This window comes from Kaistia algarum (assembly GCF_026343945.1).
GTDB classification, from domain to species: Bacteria; Pseudomonadota; Alphaproteobacteria; order Rhizobiales; family Kaistiaceae; genus Kaistia; species Kaistia algarum.
Map to the genome: position 1 here is coordinate 2742170 of NZ_JAPKNJ010000001.1, position 21881 is coordinate 2764050.

Annotated in this window: 22 protein-coding genes; 16 read left to right on the forward strand and 6 right to left on the reverse strand. The window is 65.2% G+C overall.

Translation table 11 applies throughout. The annotated features are described in order from the left end of the window. Positions 1–47: 47 nt before the first annotated feature. Both OSH05_RS13155 and secA read right to left on the reverse strand, forming a co-directional pair. Positions 48–908, reverse strand: a complete 861-nt coding sequence (locus OSH05_RS13155; protein WP_104219788.1) for an urea carboxylase-associated family protein — start codon at positions 906–908, stop codon at positions 48–50. 28 nt (positions 909–936) lie between these two features. Beyond that, positions 937–3654, reverse strand: coding sequence for a preprotein translocase subunit SecA (secA, locus tag OSH05_RS13160; RefSeq protein WP_104219789.1), 2718 nt, complete (start codon positions 3652–3654; stop codon positions 937–939). A gap of 296 nt (positions 3655–3950) precedes the next feature. On the opposite strand from secA, the gene OSH05_RS13165 reads away from it, so the two are divergent. The 4 genes from OSH05_RS13165 (at position 3951) to mutT (ending at position 7483) form a co-directional block, all read left to right on the forward strand. Further along, positions 3951–4883 (forward strand): peptidylprolyl isomerase, encoded by a 933-nt coding sequence (locus tag OSH05_RS13165; protein WP_104219844.1) that lies wholly within the window; start codon positions 3951–3953, stop codon positions 4881–4883. A 186-nt stretch (positions 4884–5069) separates the two neighbouring features. Continuing rightward, on the forward strand, positions 5070–6302 hold the full coding sequence (gene argJ / locus OSH05_RS13170; RefSeq protein WP_104219790.1) for a bifunctional glutamate N-acetyltransferase/amino-acid acetyltransferase ArgJ: 1233 nt from the start codon (positions 5070–5072) through the stop codon (positions 6300–6302). A gap of 2 nt (positions 6303–6304) precedes the next feature. Beyond that, positions 6305–7057, forward strand: coding sequence for a GNAT family N-acetyltransferase (locus tag OSH05_RS13175; protein ID WP_104219791.1), 753 nt, complete (start codon positions 6305–6307; stop codon positions 7055–7057). A gap of 27 nt (positions 7058–7084) precedes the next feature. Continuing rightward, a complete protein-coding gene (gene mutT, locus OSH05_RS13180) occupies positions 7085–7483 on the forward strand; it encodes an 8-oxo-dGTP diphosphatase MutT (RefSeq protein WP_104219792.1) in 399 nt (132 codons plus the stop codon). A 3-nt stretch (positions 7484–7486) separates the two neighbouring features. Here the strand turns inward: mutT and OSH05_RS13185 are convergent, their stop codons facing one another. Next, positions 7487–8362 carry a methyltransferase domain-containing protein gene (locus OSH05_RS13185; RefSeq protein ID WP_104219793.1) on the reverse strand — a complete coding sequence of 292 codons (876 nt, stop codon included), beginning with the start codon at positions 8360–8362 and terminating at the stop codon, positions 7487–7489. Between the two features lie 132 nt (positions 8363–8494). Between OSH05_RS13185 and OSH05_RS13190 the strand changes: the two genes are divergently transcribed. From OSH05_RS13190 to OSH05_RS13205, 4 genes are read left to right on the forward strand one after another with little or no spacing between them, the layout of a single operon-like run. Next, complete coding sequence (locus OSH05_RS13190; protein ID WP_407660392.1) at positions 8495–9220, forward strand: ComF family protein; 726 nt, start codon at positions 8495–8497, stop codon at positions 9218–9220. Between the two features lie 41 nt (positions 9221–9261). Further along, a complete protein-coding gene (gene grxC, locus OSH05_RS13195; RefSeq protein ID WP_104219795.1) occupies positions 9262–9519 on the forward strand; it encodes a glutaredoxin 3 in 258 nt (85 codons plus the stop codon). Positions 9520–9555: 36 nt separating this feature from the next. Next, positions 9556–10407 carry a carbon-nitrogen hydrolase family protein gene (locus OSH05_RS13200; protein WP_104219796.1) on the forward strand — a complete coding sequence of 284 codons (852 nt, stop codon included), beginning with the start codon at positions 9556–9558 and terminating at the stop codon, positions 10405–10407. 36 nt (positions 10408–10443) lie between these two features. Beyond that, positions 10444–10878, forward strand: a complete 435-nt coding sequence (locus OSH05_RS13205) for a DUF1178 family protein (protein WP_104219797.1) — start codon at positions 10444–10446, stop codon at positions 10876–10878. Here OSH05_RS13205 and ubiG read toward each other — a convergent pair. Beyond that, complete coding sequence (gene ubiG / locus OSH05_RS13210) at positions 10875–11633, reverse strand: bifunctional 2-polyprenyl-6-hydroxyphenol methylase/3-demethylubiquinol 3-O-methyltransferase UbiG (RefSeq protein WP_104219798.1); 759 nt, start codon at positions 11631–11633, stop codon at positions 10875–10877. The two genes, OSH05_RS13205 and ubiG, sit on opposite strands and share 4 nt — an antisense overlap. Positions 11634–11856: 223 nt before the next feature. Between ubiG and OSH05_RS13215 the strand changes: the two genes are divergently transcribed. Then, positions 11857–12243, forward strand: a complete 387-nt coding sequence (locus OSH05_RS13215; protein WP_133163123.1) for a hypothetical protein — start codon at positions 11857–11859, stop codon at positions 12241–12243. A gap of 367 nt (positions 12244–12610) precedes the next feature. On the opposite strand, the gene OSH05_RS13220 is transcribed toward OSH05_RS13215, so the two are convergent. After that, positions 12611–12844, reverse strand: a complete 234-nt coding sequence (locus OSH05_RS13220) for an SDR family oxidoreductase (protein ID WP_104219800.1) — start codon at positions 12842–12844, stop codon at positions 12611–12613. A 144-nt stretch (positions 12845–12988) separates the two neighbouring features. On the opposite strand from OSH05_RS13220, the gene OSH05_RS13225 reads away from it, so the two are divergent. Then, on the forward strand, positions 12989–13543 hold the full coding sequence (locus OSH05_RS13225) for a hypothetical protein (protein ID WP_104219801.1): 555 nt from the start codon (positions 12989–12991) through the stop codon (positions 13541–13543). A 185-nt stretch (positions 13544–13728) separates the two neighbouring features. Here the strand turns inward: OSH05_RS13225 and OSH05_RS13230 are convergent, their stop codons facing one another. Further along, a complete protein-coding gene (locus OSH05_RS13230) occupies positions 13729–13932 on the reverse strand; it encodes a hypothetical protein (RefSeq protein ID WP_104219802.1) in 204 nt (67 codons plus the stop codon). A gap of 220 nt (positions 13933–14152) precedes the next feature. Here OSH05_RS13230 and OSH05_RS13235 point away from each other — a divergent pair, with 220 nt between their 5' ends. From OSH05_RS13235 to OSH05_RS13260, 6 genes are all read left to right on the forward strand, one after another. Then, on the forward strand, positions 14153–15406 hold the full coding sequence (locus OSH05_RS13235; RefSeq protein WP_104219845.1) for an aspartate kinase: 1254 nt from the start codon (positions 14153–14155) through the stop codon (positions 15404–15406). Positions 15407–15569: 163 nt separating this feature from the next. Beyond that, entirely contained in the window at positions 15570–17834 is a 2265-nt protein-coding gene (gene ptsP / locus OSH05_RS13240) for a phosphoenolpyruvate--protein phosphotransferase (RefSeq protein ID WP_104219803.1), read from the forward strand. A 5-nt stretch (positions 17835–17839) separates the two neighbouring features. Further along, the gene (gene prfA, locus OSH05_RS13245) at positions 17840–18910 is read left to right on the forward strand and encodes a peptide chain release factor 1 (RefSeq protein ID WP_104219846.1); all 1071 of its coding nucleotides are present in this window, start codon (positions 17840–17842) and stop codon (positions 18908–18910) included. After that, positions 18907–19812, forward strand: coding sequence for a peptide chain release factor N(5)-glutamine methyltransferase (prmC, locus tag OSH05_RS13250; protein WP_104219804.1), 906 nt, complete (start codon positions 18907–18909; stop codon positions 19810–19812). The genes prfA and prmC overlap by 4 nt, the downstream gene beginning before the upstream one ends. A gap of 437 nt (positions 19813–20249) precedes the next feature. Then, complete coding sequence (locus OSH05_RS13255) at positions 20250–21236, forward strand: DUF4167 domain-containing protein (RefSeq protein ID WP_104219805.1); 987 nt, start codon at positions 20250–20252, stop codon at positions 21234–21236. A gap of 150 nt (positions 21237–21386) precedes the next feature. Continuing rightward, positions 21387–21608, forward strand: coding sequence for an alkylphosphonate utilization protein (locus OSH05_RS13260; protein WP_104219806.1), 222 nt, complete (start codon positions 21387–21389; stop codon positions 21606–21608). Positions 21609–21881: the final 273 nt, after the last annotated feature.

The following is a 21881-nucleotide window of genomic DNA, read 5'->3' on the forward strand; positions in this document are numbered from 1 at the left end:
GTGCCGGCTATCTGACGATCTGGCGGTAAAGGTCGTCAGGCCCAAGCTTACAAGCCGTGACTGCCCGAATAGGCGTTTGAAGACGGCGGTTGCCAGGCGGCCAGCGCGTCTTTCGCCGGGCGATAGATTTCGATCCCGAGCGGGTAGCACAGCGCGATATCGTCCGAGTGTTTGGTGCCGCAATCTCCGCCCGGACAGGTCGACAGTGCGCCGAGAAGATCGATTTCGGCGAAGAATTCCAGAAAATCACCCGGCCGCACCGGACTTGCCTTCATGAAGTACTGATGTGTGTCGTGCGTGAAGCCGGTGCACATGAAGACATTGAGCACGTCATGGATATGCGACTCAGCCTCGGCCAAGGACACTTGCCGATCGAGCGCTAACGCCCGCGTCAGGTTCGAATGGCAGCAATGGTGGTAATCGGTGCCCTTCAGCAGCCGATTGGTATAGGGGTCGCAGCGCGTACCGATTACGTCGTGGACACCGCCGCCATCGGCGTCGAAACCATACCAGTCCAGCGTGTCATGGGTGATGGTGGCCATCGGCCTCAGTTTCGGCAACGTGCTCCACAGCCGATGGCCTGTGGTGACGTGCGTCGCATGCAGGGCGCGGGTCTTGCCACTGAAGAACCGTTCCGAAAGATCGTGCGCATTCCATAGATTGAGGTCGCCGACTTGCGGGCCATCGATGCTGACGATGCGCCAGACATGACCCGCCGGAACCGTGAAGGTGCGCGCCTCGCGCGGCGGAACCACAATTTCCGCGATCTTCGTCAGCCCGCTGCGTGCCCGTTCGTAGAAAGTAGCGTCATAGGGCGGCAGCCGGTCCACTTCGTAGCAGATGACAGGCGGAACCGAGCGGCGCTTGGCGGCATCGAGAGGCTCGGCCGATTGCGGCTGTCCAACCATGCCGCGCCTCCCTGGAAGCGCCTCGCCGTCAGGCGAAGCGGCCGTGGCAGTGCTTGAACTTCTTGCCGGAGCCGCAGGGGCAGGGCGCATTGCGCTGGACCTTGCCCCAGGTCGTCGGATCGTTCGGATCGACGGCAACCGCATCGAAGTCGGGCGCGGCGGCGAAGCTCTGGAAGAAGGCCTCGTCCATCTCGTTGCCGCCCGTGGTCGGGTCGAGATGCACGGGCTGGAGGTCTTCGGCCTCCTGCGGCATCAGCGGCGGCGACTGCATGATCTCGACGCGCATCATCTGCGACGTCACCGTCTGGCGAAGATTCTCCAGCATGGCTTCGAACAGCTCGAACGCCTCGGTCTTGTATTCGTTGAGCGGGTCGCGCTGCGCATAGCCGCGATAGCCGATCACCTGACGCAGATGGTCGAGCGTGACGAGATGCTCGCGCCAGAGATGGTCCAGCGTCTGCAGCAGCACGGCCTTCTCGACCTGCCGCATCACTTCCGGCGAGAAGCGTTCCGTGCGGGAGGCCGCGGCCTCGTCGCCGGCCTTCAGCGCGCGCTCGCGCACTTCGGCGTCGGCGATGCCTTCCTCGGCCGCCCACTCGACGATCGGGAGATCGAGATTGAGGACTTGGTTCAACTGCTCATGCAGGCCGGCCGCGTCCCATTGCTCGGGATAGGCCTTTTCCGGGATGTGCTTGGCAACGAGGTCGATGGTCACCTCGCGGCGCATGTCGTCGATCGTCGAGGCGACGTCGTCCTCGGCCATGAGCTCGACGCGCTGGTCGAAGATGACCTTGCGCTGGTCGTTCATGACGTCATCATATTTCAGAAGGTTCTTGCGGATGTCGAAGTTGCGGGCCTCGACCTTCTGCTGCGCCTTTTCCAGAGCCCGGTTGATCCAGGGATGGACGATCGCCTCGTCCTCCTTGAGGCCGAGCTTCTGCAGCATGCCGTCCATGCGGTCGGAACCAAAGATGCGCATCAGATCGTCCTGCAGCGACAGGAAGAAATGCGAATGGCCCGGATCACCCTGGCGGCCGGAACGGCCACGCAGCTGGTTGTCGATGCGGCGGCTCTCGTGGCGCTCGGTGCCGATGACGTAGAGGCCGCCGGCCGCGAGAGCGACCTTCTTCTTCGCGGCGATGTCGGCTTTGATCTCTGCCGTCAGGCGTTCGCGCTCGGCCTCGTCGACAATGCCTTCGAGATCGCGCTCAAGTCGCATGTCGAGATTGCCGCCGAGCTGGATGTCGGTGCCTCGGCCCGCCATGTTGGTGGCGATCGTCACGGCGGCGGGAACGCCGGCCTGGCTGACGATATAGGCTTCCTGCTCGTGATAGCGGGCGTTCAGCACCTGGTGCGGAACCTTCTCCTTCTTCAGCATTTCGGAGAGGAGTTCCGACTTCTCGATCGACGTCGTGCCGACGAGAACCGGCTGGCCACGCTCGCTGCAGTCGCGGATGACGCGGATGATCGCCTTGTATTTCTCCGCCGCGGTCCGATAGACCTCGTCATCATCGTCGATGCGAGAGACGGCGACGTTGGTCGGGATCTCGATGACCTCGAGCCCGTAAATGTCCATGAACTCGGCCGCTTCCGTCTGCGCCGTTCCGGTCATGCCGGCCAGCTTCTCATACATGCGGAAATAGTTCTGGAAGGTGATCGAGGCCAGCGTCTGGTTCTCGGGCTGGATCTGGACGTGTTCCTTGGCCTCCAGCGCCTGGTGCAGGCCTTCCGAATAGCGGCGGCCCGGCATCATGCGGCCGGTGAATTCGTCGATGATGATGACTTCGTCGTTCTTGACGATGTAGTCCTTGTCGCGCTGGAACAGGCGGTGCGCGCGCAGGCCCTGATTGATGTGGTGGACGACGGTTACGTTCTCGACGTCGTACAGCGAGTCGCCCTTCAGGAGGCCCGCCTCGGCCAGCAACTGCTCAAGCTTCTCGTTGCCGGCTTCCGTGAAACTGGCCGAGCGCTGCTTCTCGTCGATGTCGTAATCCTCGGGCAGCAGCCGCGGGATGAACGTGTCGATGAGGTTGTAGAGTTCGGAGCGGTCGTCGAGCGGACCGGAGATGATCAGCGGCGTGCGCGCCTCGTCGATCAGGATCGAGTCGACCTCGTCGACGATTGCGTAATGATGCCCGCGCTGGACCATGTGTCCGAGCTCGTACTTCATGTTGTCGCGCAGATAGTCGAAGCCGTATTCGTTGTTCGTGCCGTAGGTGATGTCGCAGCCATAAGCCGCGCGGCGCTCGTCATCGTCTAGGCCGTGCACGATAACGCCGACCGAGAGGCCGAGGAACCGATAGAGGCGCCCCATCCACTCGGCGTCGCGCTTGGCGAGGTAGTCGTTCACGGTGACGACGTGGACGCCCTTGCCGGTCAGCGCGTTCAGATAAACCGGCAGCGTCGCGACCAGCGTCTTGCCTTCGCCGGTTTTCATCTCGGAAATGTCACCGTCGTTCAGCACCATGCCGCCGATCAGCTGCACGTCGAAATGGCGCATGCCGAGCGCGCGCTTGGCGCCCTCGCGAACGGTGGCGAAAGCCTCGACCAGGATGTCGTCGACGCTGGCGCCGGCGGCGATCTTGCTCTTGAACTCCCCCGTTCTCGCGCGAAGTTGATCATCCGTGAGCTTCGAGAGCTCTCCCTCCAGCGCGTTGATCAACGCGACCTTGGGACGATAGCTCTTCACACGCCGGTCATTGGAGGATCCGAAGATCTTGCGCGCTAGAGAACCGAGACCGGCCATGGCTTATCCTTGAATATTCATACGGCGCTGCTTGCCCTCAATTGGGCGAAGCTGCGCCGGTTCGCTAGGGGCTCTCGGGCCGGAAACCGTGGGAAGCGCCGACACCTCGGTCGTCAACAGCGTTCTGGACGCCGAGACCCGAGACAGATAAGAGGGGGCACCCAGGATGTCAACGTGGCCGCGGCGGTGCCGGCTGGCCTGATAATGCAGCAACAGCAAGGAATCTGGGGCACCCGACCGCAGCGGTCGGACGCGCCCTGACCCACCCAGCGTCTGTAATGGAACAGGACAATTCGATGACGTCACGTCACTCACCGCGTCGGCTCGCACTGCGCGGATCGGCTCTGGCGCTTTTCGGTCTGATCGCGCTCGCCGCACCGGCTCATGCCGATGATGCGGCGCCGGCCGCAACCACGGCGCCGGCTGCTGCCGCCGCTCCGGCTCCAGCCCCGATCGACCCGAAGACGGTCGTCGCGACGATCAATGGCGAGCCGATCACCGAAGGTGATCTCGGCCTCGCCGCCCAGGCTTTCGGCGAGCAGATCGCCAAGGTTCCGCCGGAGGATCAGCGCCGGGCCGTTCTCGACGTTCTGATCGATCTGAAGCTGATGGCGACCGCTGCCACGGCGGCCGGCCTCGACAAGTCGGATACGTTCCAGAGCCAGCTCGCGCTGCTGCGGGCCCAGGCGCTGCGGAGCGAGTATTTCCGCGCCGAGATCGAGGGCAAGACCACCGACGAGGCGGTCAAGCAGCGTTACGAGCAGGAAATCGCCAAGGTCACGCCGCAGGAAGAAGTCCAGGCGGCCCACATCCTGGTCAAGACCGAGGACGAGGCGAAGGCGATCATCAAGGAGCTCGACGCCGGTGCCGATTTCGCGACGATCGCCAAGGCGAAGTCGCAGGATCCCGGCTCGGCCAAGATGGGCGGCGATCTCGGTTATTTCACCCAGGGCAAGATGGTCCCGGAATTCGAGAAGGCGGCCTTCGCCCTTGAGGTCGGCAAATATACCGAGACCCCGGTCAAGACCCAGTATGGCTTCCACATCATCAAGGTGACGGACAAGCGCAAGCAGCCGCTGCCGAGCTATGACCAGGTCAAGGACCAGGTGCGCCAGATGGTGCTGCGCGATCTGTTCGTGCAGACGGTCGCCAACCTGCGCAAGGACAACAAGGTCGACATCATCGATCCTGCCCTGAAGGCGCAGCCGGCGACGCAGCCGGCCCAGTAAGCCGATCCTCCGGCCATTGGCCGCCGCGGAATTGAGAAGGCCGGACAATGTTCCGGCCTTTTCGTTGAGCGGATGCCGCTGTGGTGCATCCGCGGCTTCCTCGCCCGTCGCCCGAAACGCCTTGCGTGTGACCAAGGCTTCGGGCAGGACGGTTTCCGCTCCGTGCCCGAACTCGCCGAGGCTTAGATGTCGACCGCCATTTCTCCGCTCGCCGTTCCCTTTCCCGACATGCCGTCCGTGGCCGGCGTCCGCTTCGCCACGGCGGCGGCGGGCATCAAATATCGTGAGCGGCGCGATGTCTTCCTGGCGCTGTTCGCCGAGGGGACCAGCGTTGCGGGTGTCTTCACGACGTCGAAATGCCCCTCGGCTCCGGTCGACTGGTGCCGGCAGGCGCTGGCAGGCGGCTCGGCGCGGGCGCTGCTCGTGAATTCCGGCAATGCCAATGCCTTCACGGGCAAGAAGGGCGTCGAAACGACGACGCGGCAAGCGGCGCTCGCGGCCCAGGTTGCCGACTGTCAGCCCGGCGAGGTGTTTCTGGCGTCCACCGGCGTGATCGGCGAGCCACTTGATGCGGCGAAGTTCGAGGCAGTGCTGCCCGAGACAGCGACCCGCGTCGCCGAAGGCCCATGGATCGATGCCGCGCGCGCGATCATGACGACCGACACATTCCCGAAAGGATCGACGCGGCGCGTTCGGCTCGGCGGCGCCGAGGTGACGATCAACGGCATTGCCAAGGGCGCCGGCATGATCGCACCGGACATGGCAACCATGCTGTCCTTCGTCGCGACCGACGCGGCGATCTCGGCGCCTGTGCTGCAGGCGCTGCTGTCGAAGGGCGTCGTCGGCAGCTTCAATTCGGTGACGATCGACAGCGACACTTCGACCTCGGACACGCTGCTCCTCTTCGCCACCGGCCAGGCGGCCGGCTCGGAGACGATCACCGATGCCGCCGATCCGCGTCTGGCGGGATTTGCCGAGGCTCTGGACGAGGTTCTTCTGGATCTCGCCGTGCAGGTTGCCCGCGACGGGGAAGGCGCCCGCAAGCTGATCGAGGTTCACGTCGCGGGCGCCGTCTCCGACGCATCGGCGAAGCGGATCGCGCTCTCCATCGCCAATTCGCCGCTGGTGAAGACCGCCGCCGCCGGTGAAGACGCCAATTGGGGCCGCGTGGTGATGGCCGTCGGCAAGGCCGGCGAACCGGCCGACCGCGACCGCCTGTCGATCTCCTTCGGCGAGACCCGCGTCGCCTTCGAGGGCGAACGCGATCCGGATTATTCGGAAGCCGTCGCCTCGGCCTATATGAAGAACCAGCACATCGTGATTACGGCCGAGATCGGCCTTGGTGACGGTCGGGCGACGGTCTGGACCTGCGATCTGACCAAGGAATATGTCGCCATCAACGGCGACTATCGGAGCTGATCGTGGCCGGCCTGCCGTCGACATTCCAGATCGAGACGGCCTGCCTGTCGGCCTGGCCGTCCGTCAAGACCATCTATGATCGGTCCTGGGTCTGGCGCTTCGCCCATGGCTATACCAAGCGGGCGAATTCGGTTCAGTCGCTCGACCCCGCCGATGATGGCGACGCCGAGCGGCGGATTGCTCGTGCGGCCGCCGATTTCGAACGGCAAGGTGTCCCCCCGATCTTCCGGGTGACGCCGCTCGCGGGACCGGGGATTTTGGCTGTGCTGGACCAGTATGGCTGGCAGCCCTTCGAGGAGAGCCGCGTGCTGGCCATGGAATTGGCCGGCGTGGCGCTGGATGTCGAGGCGGATGTCCGCCTCTTCGAGCCGACCGATCCTGCCTGGATCGATGCGCAGGCCCGGATGAGCGGTTATTCCCAGGAAACCCGGACCAATCTGGGGATTCTCGCCGGGCTGATCGCCCACGAGGCCAAGGGAATCCTGCTCTACGGCCCGGACGGCGAGCCGGCTGCGTCGGCGCTGGCGATCCAGGCCGGCGGCATCGGCGTCTATACCAGTGTGGTCACGCGCGCTGATGCCCGCCGTGCCGGCCATGGCCGTGCCTTGATGCGGTGCGCGCTGGCCTGGACACGCGAGGCCGGCGCAAAGGTCGCGGCGATCCAGGTCGTATCCGCCAACCAGCCGGCGGCGCGCCTCTATGAGCAGCTCGGCTTCACCGAGCAGTACCGCTATCATTATCGCCGGTCGGCCTGATTGCTCCTGACGCGGGAATGTGACGCCATGAAGCTGCTCCTCGTCGTTGCCTGCGCGCTGGTCGATGCCGATAATCGAATCCTGATCGCGCAGCGCCCGGAGGGGAAGGCGCTGGCTGGCCTTTGGGAGTTTCCCGGCGGCAAGGTTGATCCGGGCGAGCGGCCCGAGGACGCGCTGATCCGCGAATTGCGCGAGGAACTTGGCATCGAGACAAAGACCGCCTGTCTCGCGCCGCTGACCTTTGCCAGTCACGCCTATCCCGAGTTCCATCTCCTGATGCCGCTCTATGTCTGCCGGCGTTGGACCGGCATTCCCGAGAGCCGGGAGGGACAGGCGCTGAAATGGGTGCGGGCCAAGGCGCTGCGCGATTATCCGATGCCGCCGGCCGATGAGCCGCTGATCGCGCCGCTGATCGACCTGCTCTGACGATCAGGACGTTTCCCCGTCGTTCAGCGCTTCCTTGGCGGCGGCCTCGATCGCATCCTGCAGGCGCAGCTTTGCCGAACCCGGCTTCAGCGGCTTCGGCTGGCTGGCGTCCGGCGCCCAGCCGGAGAGCGAGATGAGGTCAAAGGTCGCGCGGATGCGCCCGTCCGGATCCGCGTGGCGCTCGGCATAGAGAATGGCGGCACGGGCGGCGATGTCGCGGGTGAGCGGGCGCGGATCGCGGTCGACCAGCACGCTGGTCGCACCCATCGCCCGCAAATCGCGGACCAGGGCAAACATCGTATCATAGCGCACGACGACGCGGTCGGTATCGGTGACGGGCAGGGCGAAGCCGGCCCTCTGCAACAGGCTGCCCATGTCGCGCAGATCGGCGAAGGGGGCGATGCGGGGCGCGGCGCCGCCGCGAATCTCGCTTTCGGCTGCGGTGAGCACGTCCCGCAGTTCCTTCAGCGCTTCGCCGCCCACCAGCACACCCAGGAAGAGGCCGTCGGGGCGAAGTGCGCGGCGGATCTGCGCCATCACGCCGGGAAGGTCGTTGACCCATTGCAACGCAAGGACGCTGACGGCGAGGTCGATCGAGCCTGGCTCCAGCGCCAACCGCTCGCCCGAAGGCCCGGCCTCGATGGTGGCCGTCTCGACCACTCCGTTCGTGGCATTCCCGAGTAAGGCCTGTAGAGCCCCGGTATCCGGCCCGATGATGGCGGCACGCGGGAACGCGCGCTGCACGGCGGCGAGCCGGTCGCCCAGATCGGCCACCGCGCGCTCGAACAGGAAATCGGCGCCAGGCACCGCGAGGCGGCGGGCACGGGCTCGCCGCGCCTCCAGGAGGCGGAGATCGAAGATGCGGGGGATCTTGTCCATTCGCGTTTCCGTGAGCTTCCGTCGCGCTGCGCTGAAAATTCCACTAGATTTCCGGTGGGCCTGGAGAAAGCCATGGACGAGACGGAATTCGCGCCGCGCCGCGCCTGGCTTCCCGAGGTCAGGGCGCAGGGTATGCACTGGCTTCGCCGCGCCGTCGACATTGTTCTACCGCCGGCCTGTATCGCCTGTTCGGAACCCGTGGCTGAGTCCGGTGCGCTCTGTGCCTCGTGCTGGAGCCGGCTGCGCCTGCTTGAACGGCCCTTCTGCGCCCGCCTCGCGCTTCCCTTCGCCTATGATATCGGCGAGGGCGCGCTCTCCGCCGAGGCGATCGCCGACCCGCCGCCCTTCCAGCGCCTCCGCGCCGTCGCCGTCTATGACGCGCTGTCGGGGCGCATCGTCCAGGGTCTCAAATATCACGACCGCACCGACATCGCGAACAGCGTCGGCACGATGATGGCGCGCGTCGCCTCCGAATTCGTCGGCGCGGTCGATGTGGTCGTGCCGGTTCCGCTGCATCGTCGGCGGCTTTGGCAGCGGCGGTTCAACCAGTCGGCCCTGCTGGCCGAAGCCGTCGCGGCTGCGCTCGGCCTGCAGCATGAGCCGCAATGTCTGCTGCGCATCCGTGCGACGCGCCAGCAGGTCGGCCTCAAGGCGGCGGCGCGCGCCGACAATGTGCGCGGCGCCTTCGCGCTCGCGCCGGGAGCCCGTCCTGCCATCGCCGGGCGCCGGGTCCTGATGGTCGACGACGTCTATACGACGGGGGCGACGGTGAAGGCTGCGACCCGGGCGCTGCTGCGCGGCGGGGCCGCCTCGGTCGAGGTCGTCGTCTTCGCACGGGTTGTCGAAGGGACAGACTGAACCCTATATTGTCGCGGCTGCCAGACAGTCAGGAACCATATATGGCTGAAGTCACGATCTACACCCGTCAGGGTTGCGGCTACTGCACGGCGGCCAAACGGCTGCTCGAGAAGAAGGGCGCGGCCTATGTCGAGCATGACGCGACGGGCAAACCGGAGCTTCGCCAGGAGATGATCGGGCGGGCGAACGGGCGCACGACGTTCCCGCAGATCTTCATCGGAACCGCCCATGTCGGCGGCTGCGACGACCTTTTCGCCCTCGACCAAGAGGGCCGACTGGAGCCGCTGCTCGCCTCGTGAGCGGCCGAACATCCAATAGAATCGGGGAGACAGCCTATGACCACGTTCAAGGCGGCCTGCGTGCAGATGCGCAGCGGGCGATCTGTCGATGCCAATGTCGATGACGCGGAAGCGCTGATTCGCGCCGCCGCCGCGGCCGGCGCGCAATATGTGCTGACGCCGGAGATGACCACGATCCTCGATCGCGACCGTGCGGCGCTGCTGGACAAGATCGGGCCCGAAGACATCGACCCCTCGTTGCAGCGTTTCCGCGAGATCGCGCGCGAGCTCGGCATCTATGTCCATGTCGGCTCGATGGCGATCCGCCTACCGGACGACCATATCGCCAACCGCTCCTTCCTGATCGCGCCGAACGGCGCGGTGACGGCGCGCTATGACAAGATCCACATGTTTGACGTCGATCTTTCCGGCGGCGAAAGCTACCGCGAATCGGCGACCTACCGGGCTGGCGACACGGCGATCGTGGCCGACCTGCCCTGGACGAAGCTTGGCCTCACCATCTGCTACGACGTCCGCTTCCCGGCGCTGCACCGGACGCTGGCAGCCGCCGGCGCCAATGTCATTGCCGTTCCCGCCGCCTTCACCAAGAAGACGGGCGAGGCGCATTGGCATGTGCTGCTGCGCGCCCGCGCGATCGAGACCGGTTCCTATATCGTCGCCGCGGCGCAGGCCGGCCATCACGAGGATGGCCGCGACACTTTCGGCCATTCGATCATCATCGATCCCTGGGGCAAGATCGTCGCTGAGGCCGGTGACCAGCCCGGCTTCATCATTGCCGAAATCGACCCGGCCTTCTCGTCTTCGACGCGGCAGGCGATCCCGGCGCTGCTCAATCAGCGCGATTTCGCCCTGCCGGCGATGCCGCAGGTCGGTTCGTTTGTCGCCTGATCTTTTCGCGACGGCGACAATCCTTATATTGGCAACATGATACGCTACGACCTCGTCTGTTCCTGCGGCCATGATTTCGACAGCTGGTTCCGCGACGCTTCCGCCTTCGACAAAGCGGCGGCGGCGAAAGCGGTGACCTGCCCCGTCTGCGGCGGCGGCGACATCCGCAAGGCGCTGATGGCGCCATCTCTGTCGACCTCGCGGAAGCGCGAAGCGGCGGCGCTCAAGGTGGCCGCGCCGGATCCGCGCCAATTGGCGATGCGCGAGATGCTGAAGCAGGTGCGCGAGCATGTCGAGGCCAATGCCGACTATGTCGGCAATCGCTTCGCTGAGGAGGCGCGCAAGATCCACTATGAGGAAGTCGAGCCGCGCGGCATCTATGGCGAGGCCTCTCCGGAGGACGCGCGCGCCCTGATTGACGAGGGCATCGAGTTCCACCCGCTGCCGGCGCTGCCCGAAGAGGGAAACTAGACGCCGATGCTCCGCGCGGCCGCGATCATGTAGTTGACGTCCATGTCGGACGAGACCTTCCAGCCGTCGCGAAGCGGGTCGTAGATGACGCCGGCTTCCGCGCTTAATTCGAGCCCTGCCTCTGCCAGCGCGGCGACAAGCTCTTGCGGCTTCACAAGCTTCTCGTAGGAATGAGTGCCGCGCGGCAGCCAGCGCAGGATATATTCCGCGCCCATGATCGCCAGCAGCCAGGCCTTGGGCGTGCGGTTGATGGTCGAGAGCACCATCAGCCCGCCGGGCTTCACCATCCGCGCCGTCTCGCGGATGAAGAGCGGCAGGTCGGCGACATGCTCGACGATTTCCATGGCCAGCACGATGTCGAAGGTCTCGCCGGTTTCCGCCAGCGCCTCGGCCGTCGTGGCGCGATAGTCGATCGCGAGGCCCCCTTCGTTCGCATGGAGCGAGGCGACGGCGATGTTGGTTGCCGACGCATCGGCGCCGATGACCTCCGCGCCCAGCCGCGCCATCGGCTCGGACAGGAGGCCGCCGCCGCAGCCGATATCCAGCACCCGCAGGCCGTCGAGTGCTCTGGCGCTGTTGGAACCGCGCGCGAAGCGCTTGCCCGCCTCGTCCTTGATGAACTGGATCCGGATCGGATTCAGCCGGTGCAGCGGCGCGAACTTGCCGCCCGGCGCCCACCATTCATCGGCAATCGCCGAAAAGTGCGCGATCTCGCGGTCGTCGACGGTGGAATGGGCGGGGATCGCTACTGGCATTGTCGGGCTCCTTCGCCGGGAAGGGTCGACGGGCAGGCAAGCAGAGTCAAGACCGCCGCCGGCTCGGTCACGACCGCAAATCCGACTAGCGGATAGAACCTAACGCTTGGTCACCACGTCCGATCGGGCTAACGATTTCGTTTGGGTCCTGAGCCAGGAGAAAGGCCTCCACACCCTATTGTGCTCGGCTAGGCATCGGTTGATGGCGGTTTGGAGATTGACGATGCTTTTGAAGGCGCTGCTTGTTGGATCTTCCTCATGCATTGCTGTTGCAACCGCGGTTTGGCTTGCTGCTTGCTCCGCTGCGCAGGCCGATGACGGCAGGCTCCCGGCTGATGTAGTCGATTTTGTCGGCCGTCGCGCCAGTTGTCTTGAATGGGCGCAAAAGGCAACAGATCCCAACCAAGCAGAGCAGATCGACAAAATCATGCAGTCTTTGAAGTGCGCGGATATCAAGGGGAATGATCATGCACTTCGGAGCAACTATGCCGACAATCCGAGCGTCATCGCTGCTCTTAACGCAACTTGGACCAAGATCGTCCAGCGGATACCGGTTCGGATACCGGTTCCGCCAGAGACAGGGATTATTCCGTCAGGTCCGAACCACTAGCGCAGACCCGCGAGGTTGAACCCGCCGCCGACGAGGCTCTGGCCGGTGACAAACGGGCCTCGTCGGTCGACAGCAAACCACCGCATCGGCGATCATCACCCGCCGCGCTCCAAAGCGGATGACGGGCCAACGGTCCGAACACCATTCGACCCGAAGGACATGCGCAGTTGGGAGGGAAGGCGGGTCGCGACCGCGACTGCCTTCTCAAATCTCTTCCGAAAACTCTGCCAGGACCCGCTCCGGCCTTGCATGGCGTTCTAGCGCCATACGTGCGCCGGTCGCGCTGCGGAAGCCGGAGGACAGTTTCAGCAGCTTGGTGTGGAAATGGTCGATGGCGAAGCGAAACGAGTCAACCCCGCCGCGCCTCTCATCGCCAGCCGGCGATATTGAAGCCCACGTCGACCAGCAGGCTCTGGCCGATGATGAAGCGCGCCTCGTCGTTCAAGAGCCACACGGCCCCATCGGCTATCTCCTCGGGGGTTTCGAGCCGCCCAAGCGCCGAATGGGCCGCGACCTGCTCCAACATCGCCTCGGGCAGGCCGTCACTTATCGGCGTGCGAGGAAGGCCGGGGCTGGCATTTTTCACTACTATCCCGGCCATCGTCTCGTGGTGCCACCGCTGCGGGCGCTGGTCGACATTCTGGTCGAGCGGCGAGGCGATGGCGCTGCAGTTGGAGGAGATACCTTGCCCAGCTCAAAATGGTAGGCTCTACTTGAGCGTGCATCAGTCAGATGGAGCGGGGCTATGACGGATAAATTGGACGAACCGGGCGATTGGAGTGAAGCCGCAGCATTTGCGGCGAGCAACCCCCCTTCGGTACTCGACAACTTCAAGGCAAGGCTCCGACCCGCCGAAGAGTTGGATACTGTGCTGGTCCAATTCGACCTGGCCTGCCGAAACTGCGAGGGTGAAGCCTTCCATGTCGGGGGCTATCCGAAGTCGATGGCCGAAGAAAACGACTATGGCCTGGCGCCAGGTTCCGTCCTCTTGCTGCCGCCCCACCGCCTTGTCTGTGTGTCGTGCCGCTCTTCGGTCCCGATCTTTGATCCGCGACGGGACGGTTATGATGGAGCACTTGGCAACGAGTATTTTGGGGAGGTCGGTGACGGAGGTGACGAAGTTTCGGCTGGCCAGTTCAAGGTTTCGGTTTCCTACTTCTACAATGTAGAGTTGGACGAACTGAACGAGATCGCGAGCGAAGACGGACTACGGCCGGCCGATTTGTATGACGCATTTGGTCTGTCGGCTGAACCGATCGATGATGGCGAGCCGATCGAACTCGACTACGAGTGCGCTTAGGCCTCGGTCGCATGCGGCAGGAGCGCGCGGGCGAGCGCTTCCCGCGGCGCGAAAATCATGAAATGCGTCAATGTCGATGGCACATAGATCGGGCCTCAAACCGTTTGCCGGGGAGGGATAGGCTGGTCGGCTTTGGCCGTCGATCGCTTTGTTGAAACACCCCCGGGCAGTGCGCCACGACTAGGTCAATGACCATCCCCATCGAAGCCACCGTGACCGCCGTCGCCACCCAGAAAGGCGTGCGCCTCGGTCCCCTCGTCGTTGTCGCCGAGGTTCAGCATGCGGCGCGCGCGCCGCGCTTCGGCGAAACGGCTCCAAGCCGTCGCCATGCTGATTGCCAGGACGATCACCGCGACGCCGGCCAGCAGGCCAACTGCAATATCCGACATGGACGATCCGATCTTCAGGCTGGATGGACCGAGGACGCATTCGCTCGCTTTCGAATGTATGCTTGCCGTGACTGCCGGTCGAGGGTTGTGGCACTCGTTCCTCCCCACCCGTTGCCCCCCGGCCTTCTTCCCGCTATGAAGGCGCCGCCCGGCGGTGCTTTGCCGGGTTTGTCTTGTTATCTGCCGCGTGACGGCGGAAATTGCCTCGCGAAGGTTGATGATGGCCCGGCTGGTGATGAAGTTCGGCGGTACGTCCGTCGCCGATATCGATCGCATCCGCAATGTGGCCCGTCACGTCAAACGTGAGGTCGACGCCGGCTGGGAAGTTGCCGTCGTCGTCTCCGCCATGTCGGGCAAGACCAACGAGCTCGTCGCCTGGACGCGCGCCGCCGCGCCGATGCATGACGCCCGTGAATACGATGCCGTCGTCGCCTCGGGCGAACAGGTGACGTCGGGCCTTCTGGCGATCTGCCTGCAGGAGATCGGCGTCAATGCCCGCTCCTGGCAGGGCTGGCAGATCCCGATCAGGACCGACGGCGCTCATGGCGCGGCGCGCATCCTCGATATTGACGGCTCGAAGCTGATCGAGCGGCTCGGCGAAGGCCAGGTCGCGGTGATCGCCGGCTTCCAGGGCATCGGCCCGGACAACCGGATCGCGACGCTCGGGCGTGGCGGCTCGGATACGAGCGCGGTCGCCATTGCGTCGGCGATCGGCGCGGCGCGCTGCGACATCTATACCGATGTCGACGGCGTCTACACGACCGATCCGCGCATCGTGCCGAAGGCGAAGCGCCTCGACCGCGTCTCGCATGAGGAGATGCTGGAGATGGCCTCGCTCGGCGCCAAGGTGCTGCAGGTGCGCTCGGTCGAACTCGCCATGGTGCATGGCGTGCGGACCTTCGTGCGGTCGAGCTTCGACGATCCGGCCGATCCGCGCCTTCTCGACGTCGACAATCCCCCCGGAACTCTCATTTGCGACGAGGACGAGATCGTGGAAAAGCAGGTCGTCACCGGCATCGCCTATTCCAAGGATGAAGCGCAGATCTCGCTGCGCGAGGTCGCCGACAAGCCCGGCGTCGCCGCGGCCGTGTTCGTGCCGCTCGCCGAGGCGAATATCAATGTCGACATGATCGTGCAGAACGTCTCCGAAGACGGCACGACCACCGACATGACCTTCACGCTGCCGACCGCCGATTTCGACCGCGCCATGGCGGTTCTGGAAGGCGCGCGGGCTTCGATCGGTTATGTCAGCATCCAGGGCTCGGGCGACCTTGTGAAAGTGTCGGTGATCGGCATCGGCATGCGCAGCCATGCCGGCGTCGCTGCTTCCGCCTTCCAGGCGCTGGCCGGCAAGGGCATCAACATTCGGGCGATCACGACGTCGGAGATCAAGATATCCATCCTGATCGACTCGGCTTATACGGAGCTTGCAGTTCGCACGCTGCATTCCCTATACGGGTTGGACGCGGCCTGAAGGCATCGCTCCTCCAGGTTTCTGGGGAGCGTTGGACGTTACGCCCAACTCGTGCCACGGATAGATTGAAACCTCTTAGCGGCGCGGCGAATCGGCCGTGACCGGAGGCCCCTCCCGATGGTCGGGGGAGGTCGGCAAGACCAGTTCTCGAGGAATGCGGACCATGCGGGGGTCTCTCGCCGGGCCGCGCGTCCTGCTCCGCCGCCTGCGCGAGATCATGGCGGAGCCGATCAGCGCGCAAGACCGGCTCGACAAGATCGTGGCGCAGATCGCGTCCAACATGGTCGCGGAAGTGTGCTCGGTCTATGTGCTCCGCGCCGATGACGTACTCGAGCTCTATGCCACCGAGGGCCTGAACCGCGCTGCCGTGCACCAGGCGGGCCTGCGTGTCGGCCAGGGCCTCGTCGGCTTGATCGCCGCCGAAGCGCGGCCGCTCAATCTTCCCAACGCCCAGAGTCATCCCGCCTTCGCCTATCTGCCGGAGACGGGCGAGGAGATCTACAACGCCTTTCTCGGCGTGCCGATCCTGCGCGCCGGGCGCACGCTCGGCGTGCTGACGGTGCAGAACCGGGCGCACCGGACCTATTTCGACGAGGAAGTCGAGGCGCTGCAGACGACGGCGATGGTGCTGGCCGAGATGATCGCCGTCGGCGAACTCGAGGGTCTGGCCCGGCCTGGCACCTCGCTCGACGTCAAGCGGCCGATCTCCTTGAAGGGCTCGCCGCTTTCGGAAGGCATCGCGCTCGGCCATGTCGTGCTGCATGAGCCGCGCGTCGTCGTCACCGCGCTGATCGCCGAGGACAGCGAAACCGAGCGGCTGCGGCTGGAGACGGCGATTGCGCATCTGCGGCTCTCCGTAGACGACATGCTGTCGCGCGACGACATCGCGCTGGCCGGCGAGCATCGCGACATTCTCGAAGCCTATCGCATGTTCGCGCACGACCGCGGCTGGGCGCGGCGCATGGACGAGGCGATCCAGAACGGTCTCTCGGCGGAGGCCGCGGTCGAGAAGGTGCAGAGCGACATGCGCGCGCGCCTGATGCGCCAGACCGATCCGTTCCTGCGCGAGCGGCTGCATGATTTCGACGACCTCGCCAACCGCCTTCTGCGCCAGCTGATCGGCAAGGAGGTCGGCGAGCGTTCCAACCTGCCGAAGGACGGCGTCATCGTTGCGCGCAACATGGGCGCGGCCGAACTGCTCGACTATGATCGCAGCCGCGTTCGCGGGCTGATCCTGGAAGAGGGCGGGTCGACGAGCCACGTGGCGATCGTCGCGCGCGCGCTCGGCATCGCCACGATCGGGCGGGCGGGCAATATCGTCTCGCTGGTCGAGAATGGCGATGCGATCATCCTCGATGGCGATACGGGCGAGGCGCATATCCGCCCGCCCGCCGATGTCGAGATTGCCTATGGCGAGAAGGTCAAGTTCCGCGCCAAGCGCCAGGCGCAATATCGCCTTCTGCGCAACAAGCCGGCGGTGACCCGCGACGGCGTGCGCATCGGCCTCCACATGAATGCCGGCCTGCTGGTCGACCTGCCGCATCTGGAAGAGGCAGGCGCCGAGGGCATCGGGCTGTTCCGCACCGAGCTGCAGTTCATGGTCGCCTCGACCATGCCTCGGATGAATGCGCAGGCGGCGCTCTACGCCTCGGTGATCGAGGCGACAGGTGATCTTCCGGTCACTTTCCGTACGCTCGACATCGGCGGTGACAAGGTGCTGCCCTATATGCGCAGCCATGCCGAAGAGAACCCGGCGCTCGGCTGGCGGGCGATCCGTCTCGGCCTCGATCGCCCGGGCCTGTTGCGCATGCAGTTCCGCGCCTTGCTGCGCGCGGCGGCAGGGCGCGAATTGCGCGTCATGCTGCCGATGGTGACGGAAATCTCCGAAATCGAGCGGGCGCGGGAGCTGCTAGACCGCGAACTGGCGCAATTGAAGCGGCACGGCCGCCCGACGCCCTCGAAAATCCGCCTCGGATCGATGGTGGAGGTGCCCTCGCTGCTGTTCCAGCTGGACGAACTCATGTCGATGGTGGATTTCGTCTCGGTTGGCTCCAACGATCTGCTGCAATATCTGACGGCAAGCGACCGCGGAAACACGCTGGTCTCCAGTCGCTTCGACGCGCTGTCGCGGCATTTCCTGCGGGCGCTGAAGCTGATCGTCGACGCGGCCAACGCGGCCGGCAAGCCGGTAACGCTCTGCGGCGAGATCGCCGGCCGGCCGCTGGCCGCGCTTGCGCTAGTCGCCATCGGCTTCCGTTCGCTGTCCATGTCGGCGGCCTCGATCGGACCGGTGAAGGCGATGCTGCTCGATTTGGACCTTGGCAAGCTCAAGGACGTCTTCGATCCCCTGCTCGCCGCTTCCTGCAGCGAAGACCGCATCCGCGACGCGCTTGTCGAATTCGCGGAAGCGGAAGGTTTGCCCGTCTGATGGCCATGCTGCCTGCCGGCCTTCCCTGGGACAAGATCGAACAGCTCACCGCGCGCGCCGAGGTGATCGACCAGAAACTCGCTGCGACCAGCGATGGCGAGGCGCTGGTGAAGCTCTCGAAGGAGCGGGCCGAATTACAGGATGTCGTCGAGGCGGCGAATGGGCTGAAGGCTCTTGCCGCCGAGCGCGAGGCGCTTGCGGAACTGGCCGGTGATCCGGACATGGCGGATCTCGCAGCCGAAGAAAAGTCACGGCTCGACGGCGAGATTGAGGCCGCGGTGCGCGAGGTGCGCCTGCTGCTGCTGCCGAAGGACGCCGCCGACGAGAAGAGCGCGATCCTGGAAATCCGGGCTGGCACCGGCGGCGACGAGGCGGCCTTGTTCGCGGGCGACCTGCTGCGCATGTACCAGCGCTATGCGGCCGTCCATGGCTGGAAGATGCAGGTTCTCTCCGAAAGCGAGGGCGATGCCGGCGGCTTCAAGGAAGTCATCGCCGAAGTCTCGGGACGGGGCGTGTTCGCGCGATTGAAATTCGAATCGGGTGTGCACCGCGTCCAGCGCGTGCCGGACACGGAGGCGAGCGGGCGCATCCACACCTCCGCGGCGACCGTTGCGGTCCTGCCCGAGGCGGAGGACGTCGACATCGATTTGAAGGCGGAAGATGTCCGCATCGATACGACGCGCGCTTCGTCCGCTGGTGGCCAGCATGCCAACACCACCGACACGGCGGTGCGCATCACCCATGTGCCCTCCGGCACGGTGATCGTCGTCGCCGGCCGTTCCCAGCATCAGAACCGGGCGCAGGCGATGACGATCCTGCGTTCGCGACTGTTCGAGGACGAGCGAGCGCGGCTCGACAGTGCAAGAGCTGCCGATCGCCGCGGCCAGGTAGGCTCCGGCGACCGCTCGGAGCGGATCCGCACCTATAATTTCCCGCAAGGGCGCGTTACCGATCACCGCATCAATCTGACGCTCTACAAGCTCGAGCCGGTCATTGCCGGCGAGGCGCTGGACGAGATCATCGAACCGCTCATCACCGAGCATCAGGCGGGTCTGCTCGCCGCGCTCGACCAATGAGCGGCGAGGCGCTGACCCTCGGGGCCCTGCGCCGCATGGCGGCCAAGCGACTTTCCGCTGTCTTCGGCAGCGAGGGCACGCCGGCCCTCGATTCGCGACTTCTCATTGCCGCTGTGCTCGATATCGAGCCGAACCGGCTGTCGCTCTTTGACTACCGCGCCGTTTCGGGGGCCGAGCGGACCCGGATCGAGGATTATCTCGACCGGCGCATCGCTGGCGAACCGGTGGCGCGCATCATCGGGACGCGCGAGTTCTGGGGCCTGCCGATCGGGCTTTCCGCGGCGACGCTGGTGCCGAGGCCGGATACGGAGATTTTGGTCGAGGCTGTGCTGGCCTGGTTCGACCGGCACGGCGGGCGCGAGCGCGTGCGCCGGGTCGTGGATCTGGGGACGGGCAGCGGCGCGATTCTCCTGGCTCTGGCGAGCGCGCTTCCCGAAATCACGGCGCTTGGCATCGATCTTTCCGAGGAGGCCGTCCGTACGGCCCGCGACAATGCCGAGCGGCTCGGGCTCGCCGATCGGTGTCTCTTCGTCCGCGGCGACTGGTCGCAGGCCGCCGCCGGTGCCGACATCGTCGTCTCGAACCCGCCCTATATCCAGAGCGGCGTCATGCCCGGTCTGCCGCGCGAGGTGCGCGACTACGATCCCTCGCTCGCCCTTGACGGCGGCGCGGATGGACTCGACGCCTATCGGGCGATATTGGCCGATCTCCGCCGTATTCTGGTGCCCGGCGGCGCGCTTTTCCTGGAGATCGGCTTCGATCAGGACAAGGCGGTGAGTGGGCTGGTCGAGGCGGAAGGTTTCGCGACGACGCTCCATCGCGACCTTGCCGGCTGGAACCGCGTGGTCGAGGCGGAACGGATATCCCGGGGGAGCGCCGCAAGCCTCCTCGGGAGAGCCTGAGGCTGGTGCTCGGCATGAATTTTACGAATGCACTTGGAAAGAGGATGCGAAACGGCTAGTTTTCGTGTTGCCGCAGATAGATTTGATGCGTTTTACGGAAGCCGGCTCGAAAGCCGCGTCCGGTATAACCGCGGCGAGGCGATCGGATGTCCGAGCGGGTGGGTACGGGAAACGCCTGCTGTCCGATAGTCGCGGAAATCATCTCTACTCGGTCATGGCGCAAACGTTTTGGATCCTTCGGCCCGTTTGGCTGAACCCGGTCTTCGCGATCCGCTTCGGCGATCGCGGCCGGCCTGATCCAGCGGATTGGCGTTCGGTACTTTCGCCGATTCCGGCGCTCCCGATCCTCGGCAGCGTCCGGCGGGCGGTTTGACCGGCTGGCGCAGGGCGCGGGCCGAAGGCCTTGTTTGACCATAGGGTCACAAAAGAGAAAGCTCATGCGACCAGGACAGCAAAACAACAACAATAATAACAACAACAATAAGCGGATGCGCGGGAGAAACCGGAAGGGACCCAATCCGCTTACCCGTTCTTTCGAGAGCAACGGCCCGGACGTCAAGATTCGTGGCACCGCCCTGCACATTGCCGAGAAGTATGTGACGCTGGCGCGCGATGCGCAGTCGTCCGGCGACCGAGTCATGGCGGAGAGCTATCTGCAGCATGCCGAACACTACTTCCGCGTGATCGCAGCGGCGCAGGTGCAGAACCCGCAGCAGCCTTCCTATCGCCCCGACATGGAGGAAGAAGGCCTCGACGAAGAAGATGATCGCTTCAGCGATCGCTTCGGCCAGCATGACCGCATGGCGCTTTCCGGCGAGGGCGAGGCATCCCAGAGCGTTGGCTCCGAGTCGCAGCCCTATGTGAACGGCAATGGCCAATATGGGAATGGCGGCGATCGCCCCGTTCGAGATCGCCAGGACCGTCCTGAGCGCCAGGACCGTCCCGAGCGCCAAGATCGTTCTGAACGTCAGGATCGCCCTGAACGGCAGGAAGTTCGGGCCGAAGGCGGCGAGCGGCAGGAGTCGCGTCCCGAGCGTCAGGACCGTCCCTTCCGATCCGGCCGCGATGATCGCGGGCCGAGGCCGGAGCGGGGCGAGCGCCGGGAGCGGGGCGATCGTCCCCCGCGTTCGGACCTGCCGCGCTTCGTCACGGGCGAAACGCCCCAGCCGGTGATCGAGACGGCGCCTGTCACCGCAGTCGAGCCGGTAGCGGTCGAGGTTGCGCCGGTGCCCGCGCCGGCCCCCGCGCCCGAACCGGTTGTGGATCCGACCCCGGCGATTTCGGTCGAAGCAGCCGTTCCGACGGCGGAGGAGGAGATGTTCCGTCCTCGCCGCCGCCGTGCCTCGCGGGCGAGAACGCGCCGCGACACGGAGGGCGGTGAAGCCGAGCCGCAACTCGCGATCGATACGGTCGACGAGGAATAGGTTGAAAGCGCCGCCAGATAGGCGGCGCTTTTCTTTCGAAATCCAATAGGTCTATGCCTGCCCCAGACCGCCGATGGCGGCCTTCGGATTATCTTCGCCTGAAAGGCGCGGAGCGTCCGTTTCGAGGTGCAGGCTGAGGGAAGTGAGTTCATGAGCGACGAAATCGTCCGAGACAGCAATGGTGCCCAGCTTAGCGACGGGGACTCGGTGACGGTCATCAAAGACCTGAAGGTCAAGGGGACGTCCGAGACGATAAAGCGCGGTACGCTGGTGAAGGGCATCCGCCTGACAGGAAATCCTGGCGAGGTCGAGTGCAACACCAAGCAGGTCAAGGGCCTGGTGCTGAAGACGGAATTCCTGAAGAAGGCTTGAGCGGTTGGACGCGGCGTCCCCGCCCCCTTTGGGACCGGAGCCGGTTCGTTCGACCTCCCGCCAGACGGTACTGGATGTCGGCGCCGAAAGCGCCCCGGCATCCCGCCCATGGATGCGGCGCACTGCGCCGAGACGCGATTCTTGCTGACGTGCCCTGCGGCTCCGGCGAAATCATTTCTCCGTTCTGGCCGTAATTTTCTCCCTGTCCACCCTCTTCCTGTTGCGCTCCGGCAACACCATATCCTCCTTGCGGCAGGCCGAAATGGCTGCTGG

Bases quoted from the DNA above. Each gene is read 5' to 3' on its own strand.
- prfA (WP_104219846.1), top strand. From the start codon at position 17,840: ATGCTGCCTGCCGGCCTTCCCTGGGACAAGATCGAACAGCTCACCGCG.
- prmC (WP_104219804.1), top strand. From the start codon at position 18,907: ATGAGCGGCGAGGCGCTGACCCTCGGGGCCCTGCGCCGCATGGCGGCC.
- OSH05_RS13205 (WP_104219797.1), top strand. From the start codon at position 10,444: ATGATACGCTACGACCTCGTCTGTTCCTGCGGCCATGATTTCGACAGC.
- mutT (WP_104219792.1), top strand. From the start codon at position 7,085: ATGAAGCTGCTCCTCGTCGTTGCCTGCGCGCTGGTCGATGCCGATAAT.
- OSH05_RS13225 (WP_104219801.1), top strand. From the start codon at position 12,989: ATGACGGATAAATTGGACGAACCGGGCGATTGGAGTGAAGCCGCAGCA.
- grxC (WP_104219795.1), top strand. From the start codon at position 9,262: ATGGCTGAAGTCACGATCTACACCCGTCAGGGTTGCGGCTACTGCACG.
- OSH05_RS13220 (WP_104219800.1), bottom strand. From the start codon at position 12,844: ATGGCCGGGATAGTAGTGAAAAATGCCAGCCCCGGCCTTCCTCGCACG.
- ptsP (WP_104219803.1), top strand. From the start codon at position 15,570: ATGCGGGGGTCTCTCGCCGGGCCGCGCGTCCTGCTCCGCCGCCTGCGC.
- OSH05_RS13165 (WP_104219844.1), top strand. From the start codon at position 3,951: ATGACGTCACGTCACTCACCGCGTCGGCTCGCACTGCGCGGATCGGCT.
- OSH05_RS13200 (WP_104219796.1), top strand. From the start codon at position 9,556: ATGACCACGTTCAAGGCGGCCTGCGTGCAGATGCGCAGCGGGCGATCT.
- OSH05_RS13190 (WP_407660392.1), top strand. From the start codon at position 8,495: ATGCACTGGCTTCGCCGCGCCGTCGACATTGTTCTACCGCCGGCCTGT.
- ubiG (WP_104219798.1), bottom strand. From the start codon at position 11,633: ATGCCAGTAGCGATCCCCGCCCATTCCACCGTCGACGACCGCGAGATC.
- OSH05_RS13230 (WP_104219802.1), bottom strand. From the start codon at position 13,932: ATGTCGGATATTGCAGTTGGCCTGCTGGCCGGCGTCGCGGTGATCGTC.
- OSH05_RS13215 (WP_133163123.1), top strand. From the start codon at position 11,857: ATGCTTTTGAAGGCGCTGCTTGTTGGATCTTCCTCATGCATTGCTGTT.
- OSH05_RS13260 (WP_104219806.1), top strand. From the start codon at position 21,387: ATGAGCGACGAAATCGTCCGAGACAGCAATGGTGCCCAGCTTAGCGAC.
- secA (WP_104219789.1), bottom strand. From the start codon at position 3,654: ATGGCCGGTCTCGGTTCTCTAGCGCGCAAGATCTTCGGATCCTCCAAT.
- OSH05_RS13185 (WP_104219793.1), bottom strand. From the start codon at position 8,362: ATGGACAAGATCCCCCGCATCTTCGATCTCCGCCTCCTGGAGGCGCGG.
- OSH05_RS13155 (WP_104219788.1), bottom strand. From the start codon at position 908: ATGGTTGGACAGCCGCAATCGGCCGAGCCTCTCGATGCCGCCAAGCGC.
- argJ (WP_104219790.1), top strand. From the start codon at position 5,070: ATGTCGACCGCCATTTCTCCGCTCGCCGTTCCCTTTCCCGACATGCCG.
- OSH05_RS13235 (WP_104219845.1), top strand. From the start codon at position 14,153: ATGGCCCGGCTGGTGATGAAGTTCGGCGGTACGTCCGTCGCCGATATC.
- OSH05_RS13255 (WP_104219805.1), top strand. From the start codon at position 20,250: ATGCGACCAGGACAGCAAAACAACAACAATAATAACAACAACAATAAG.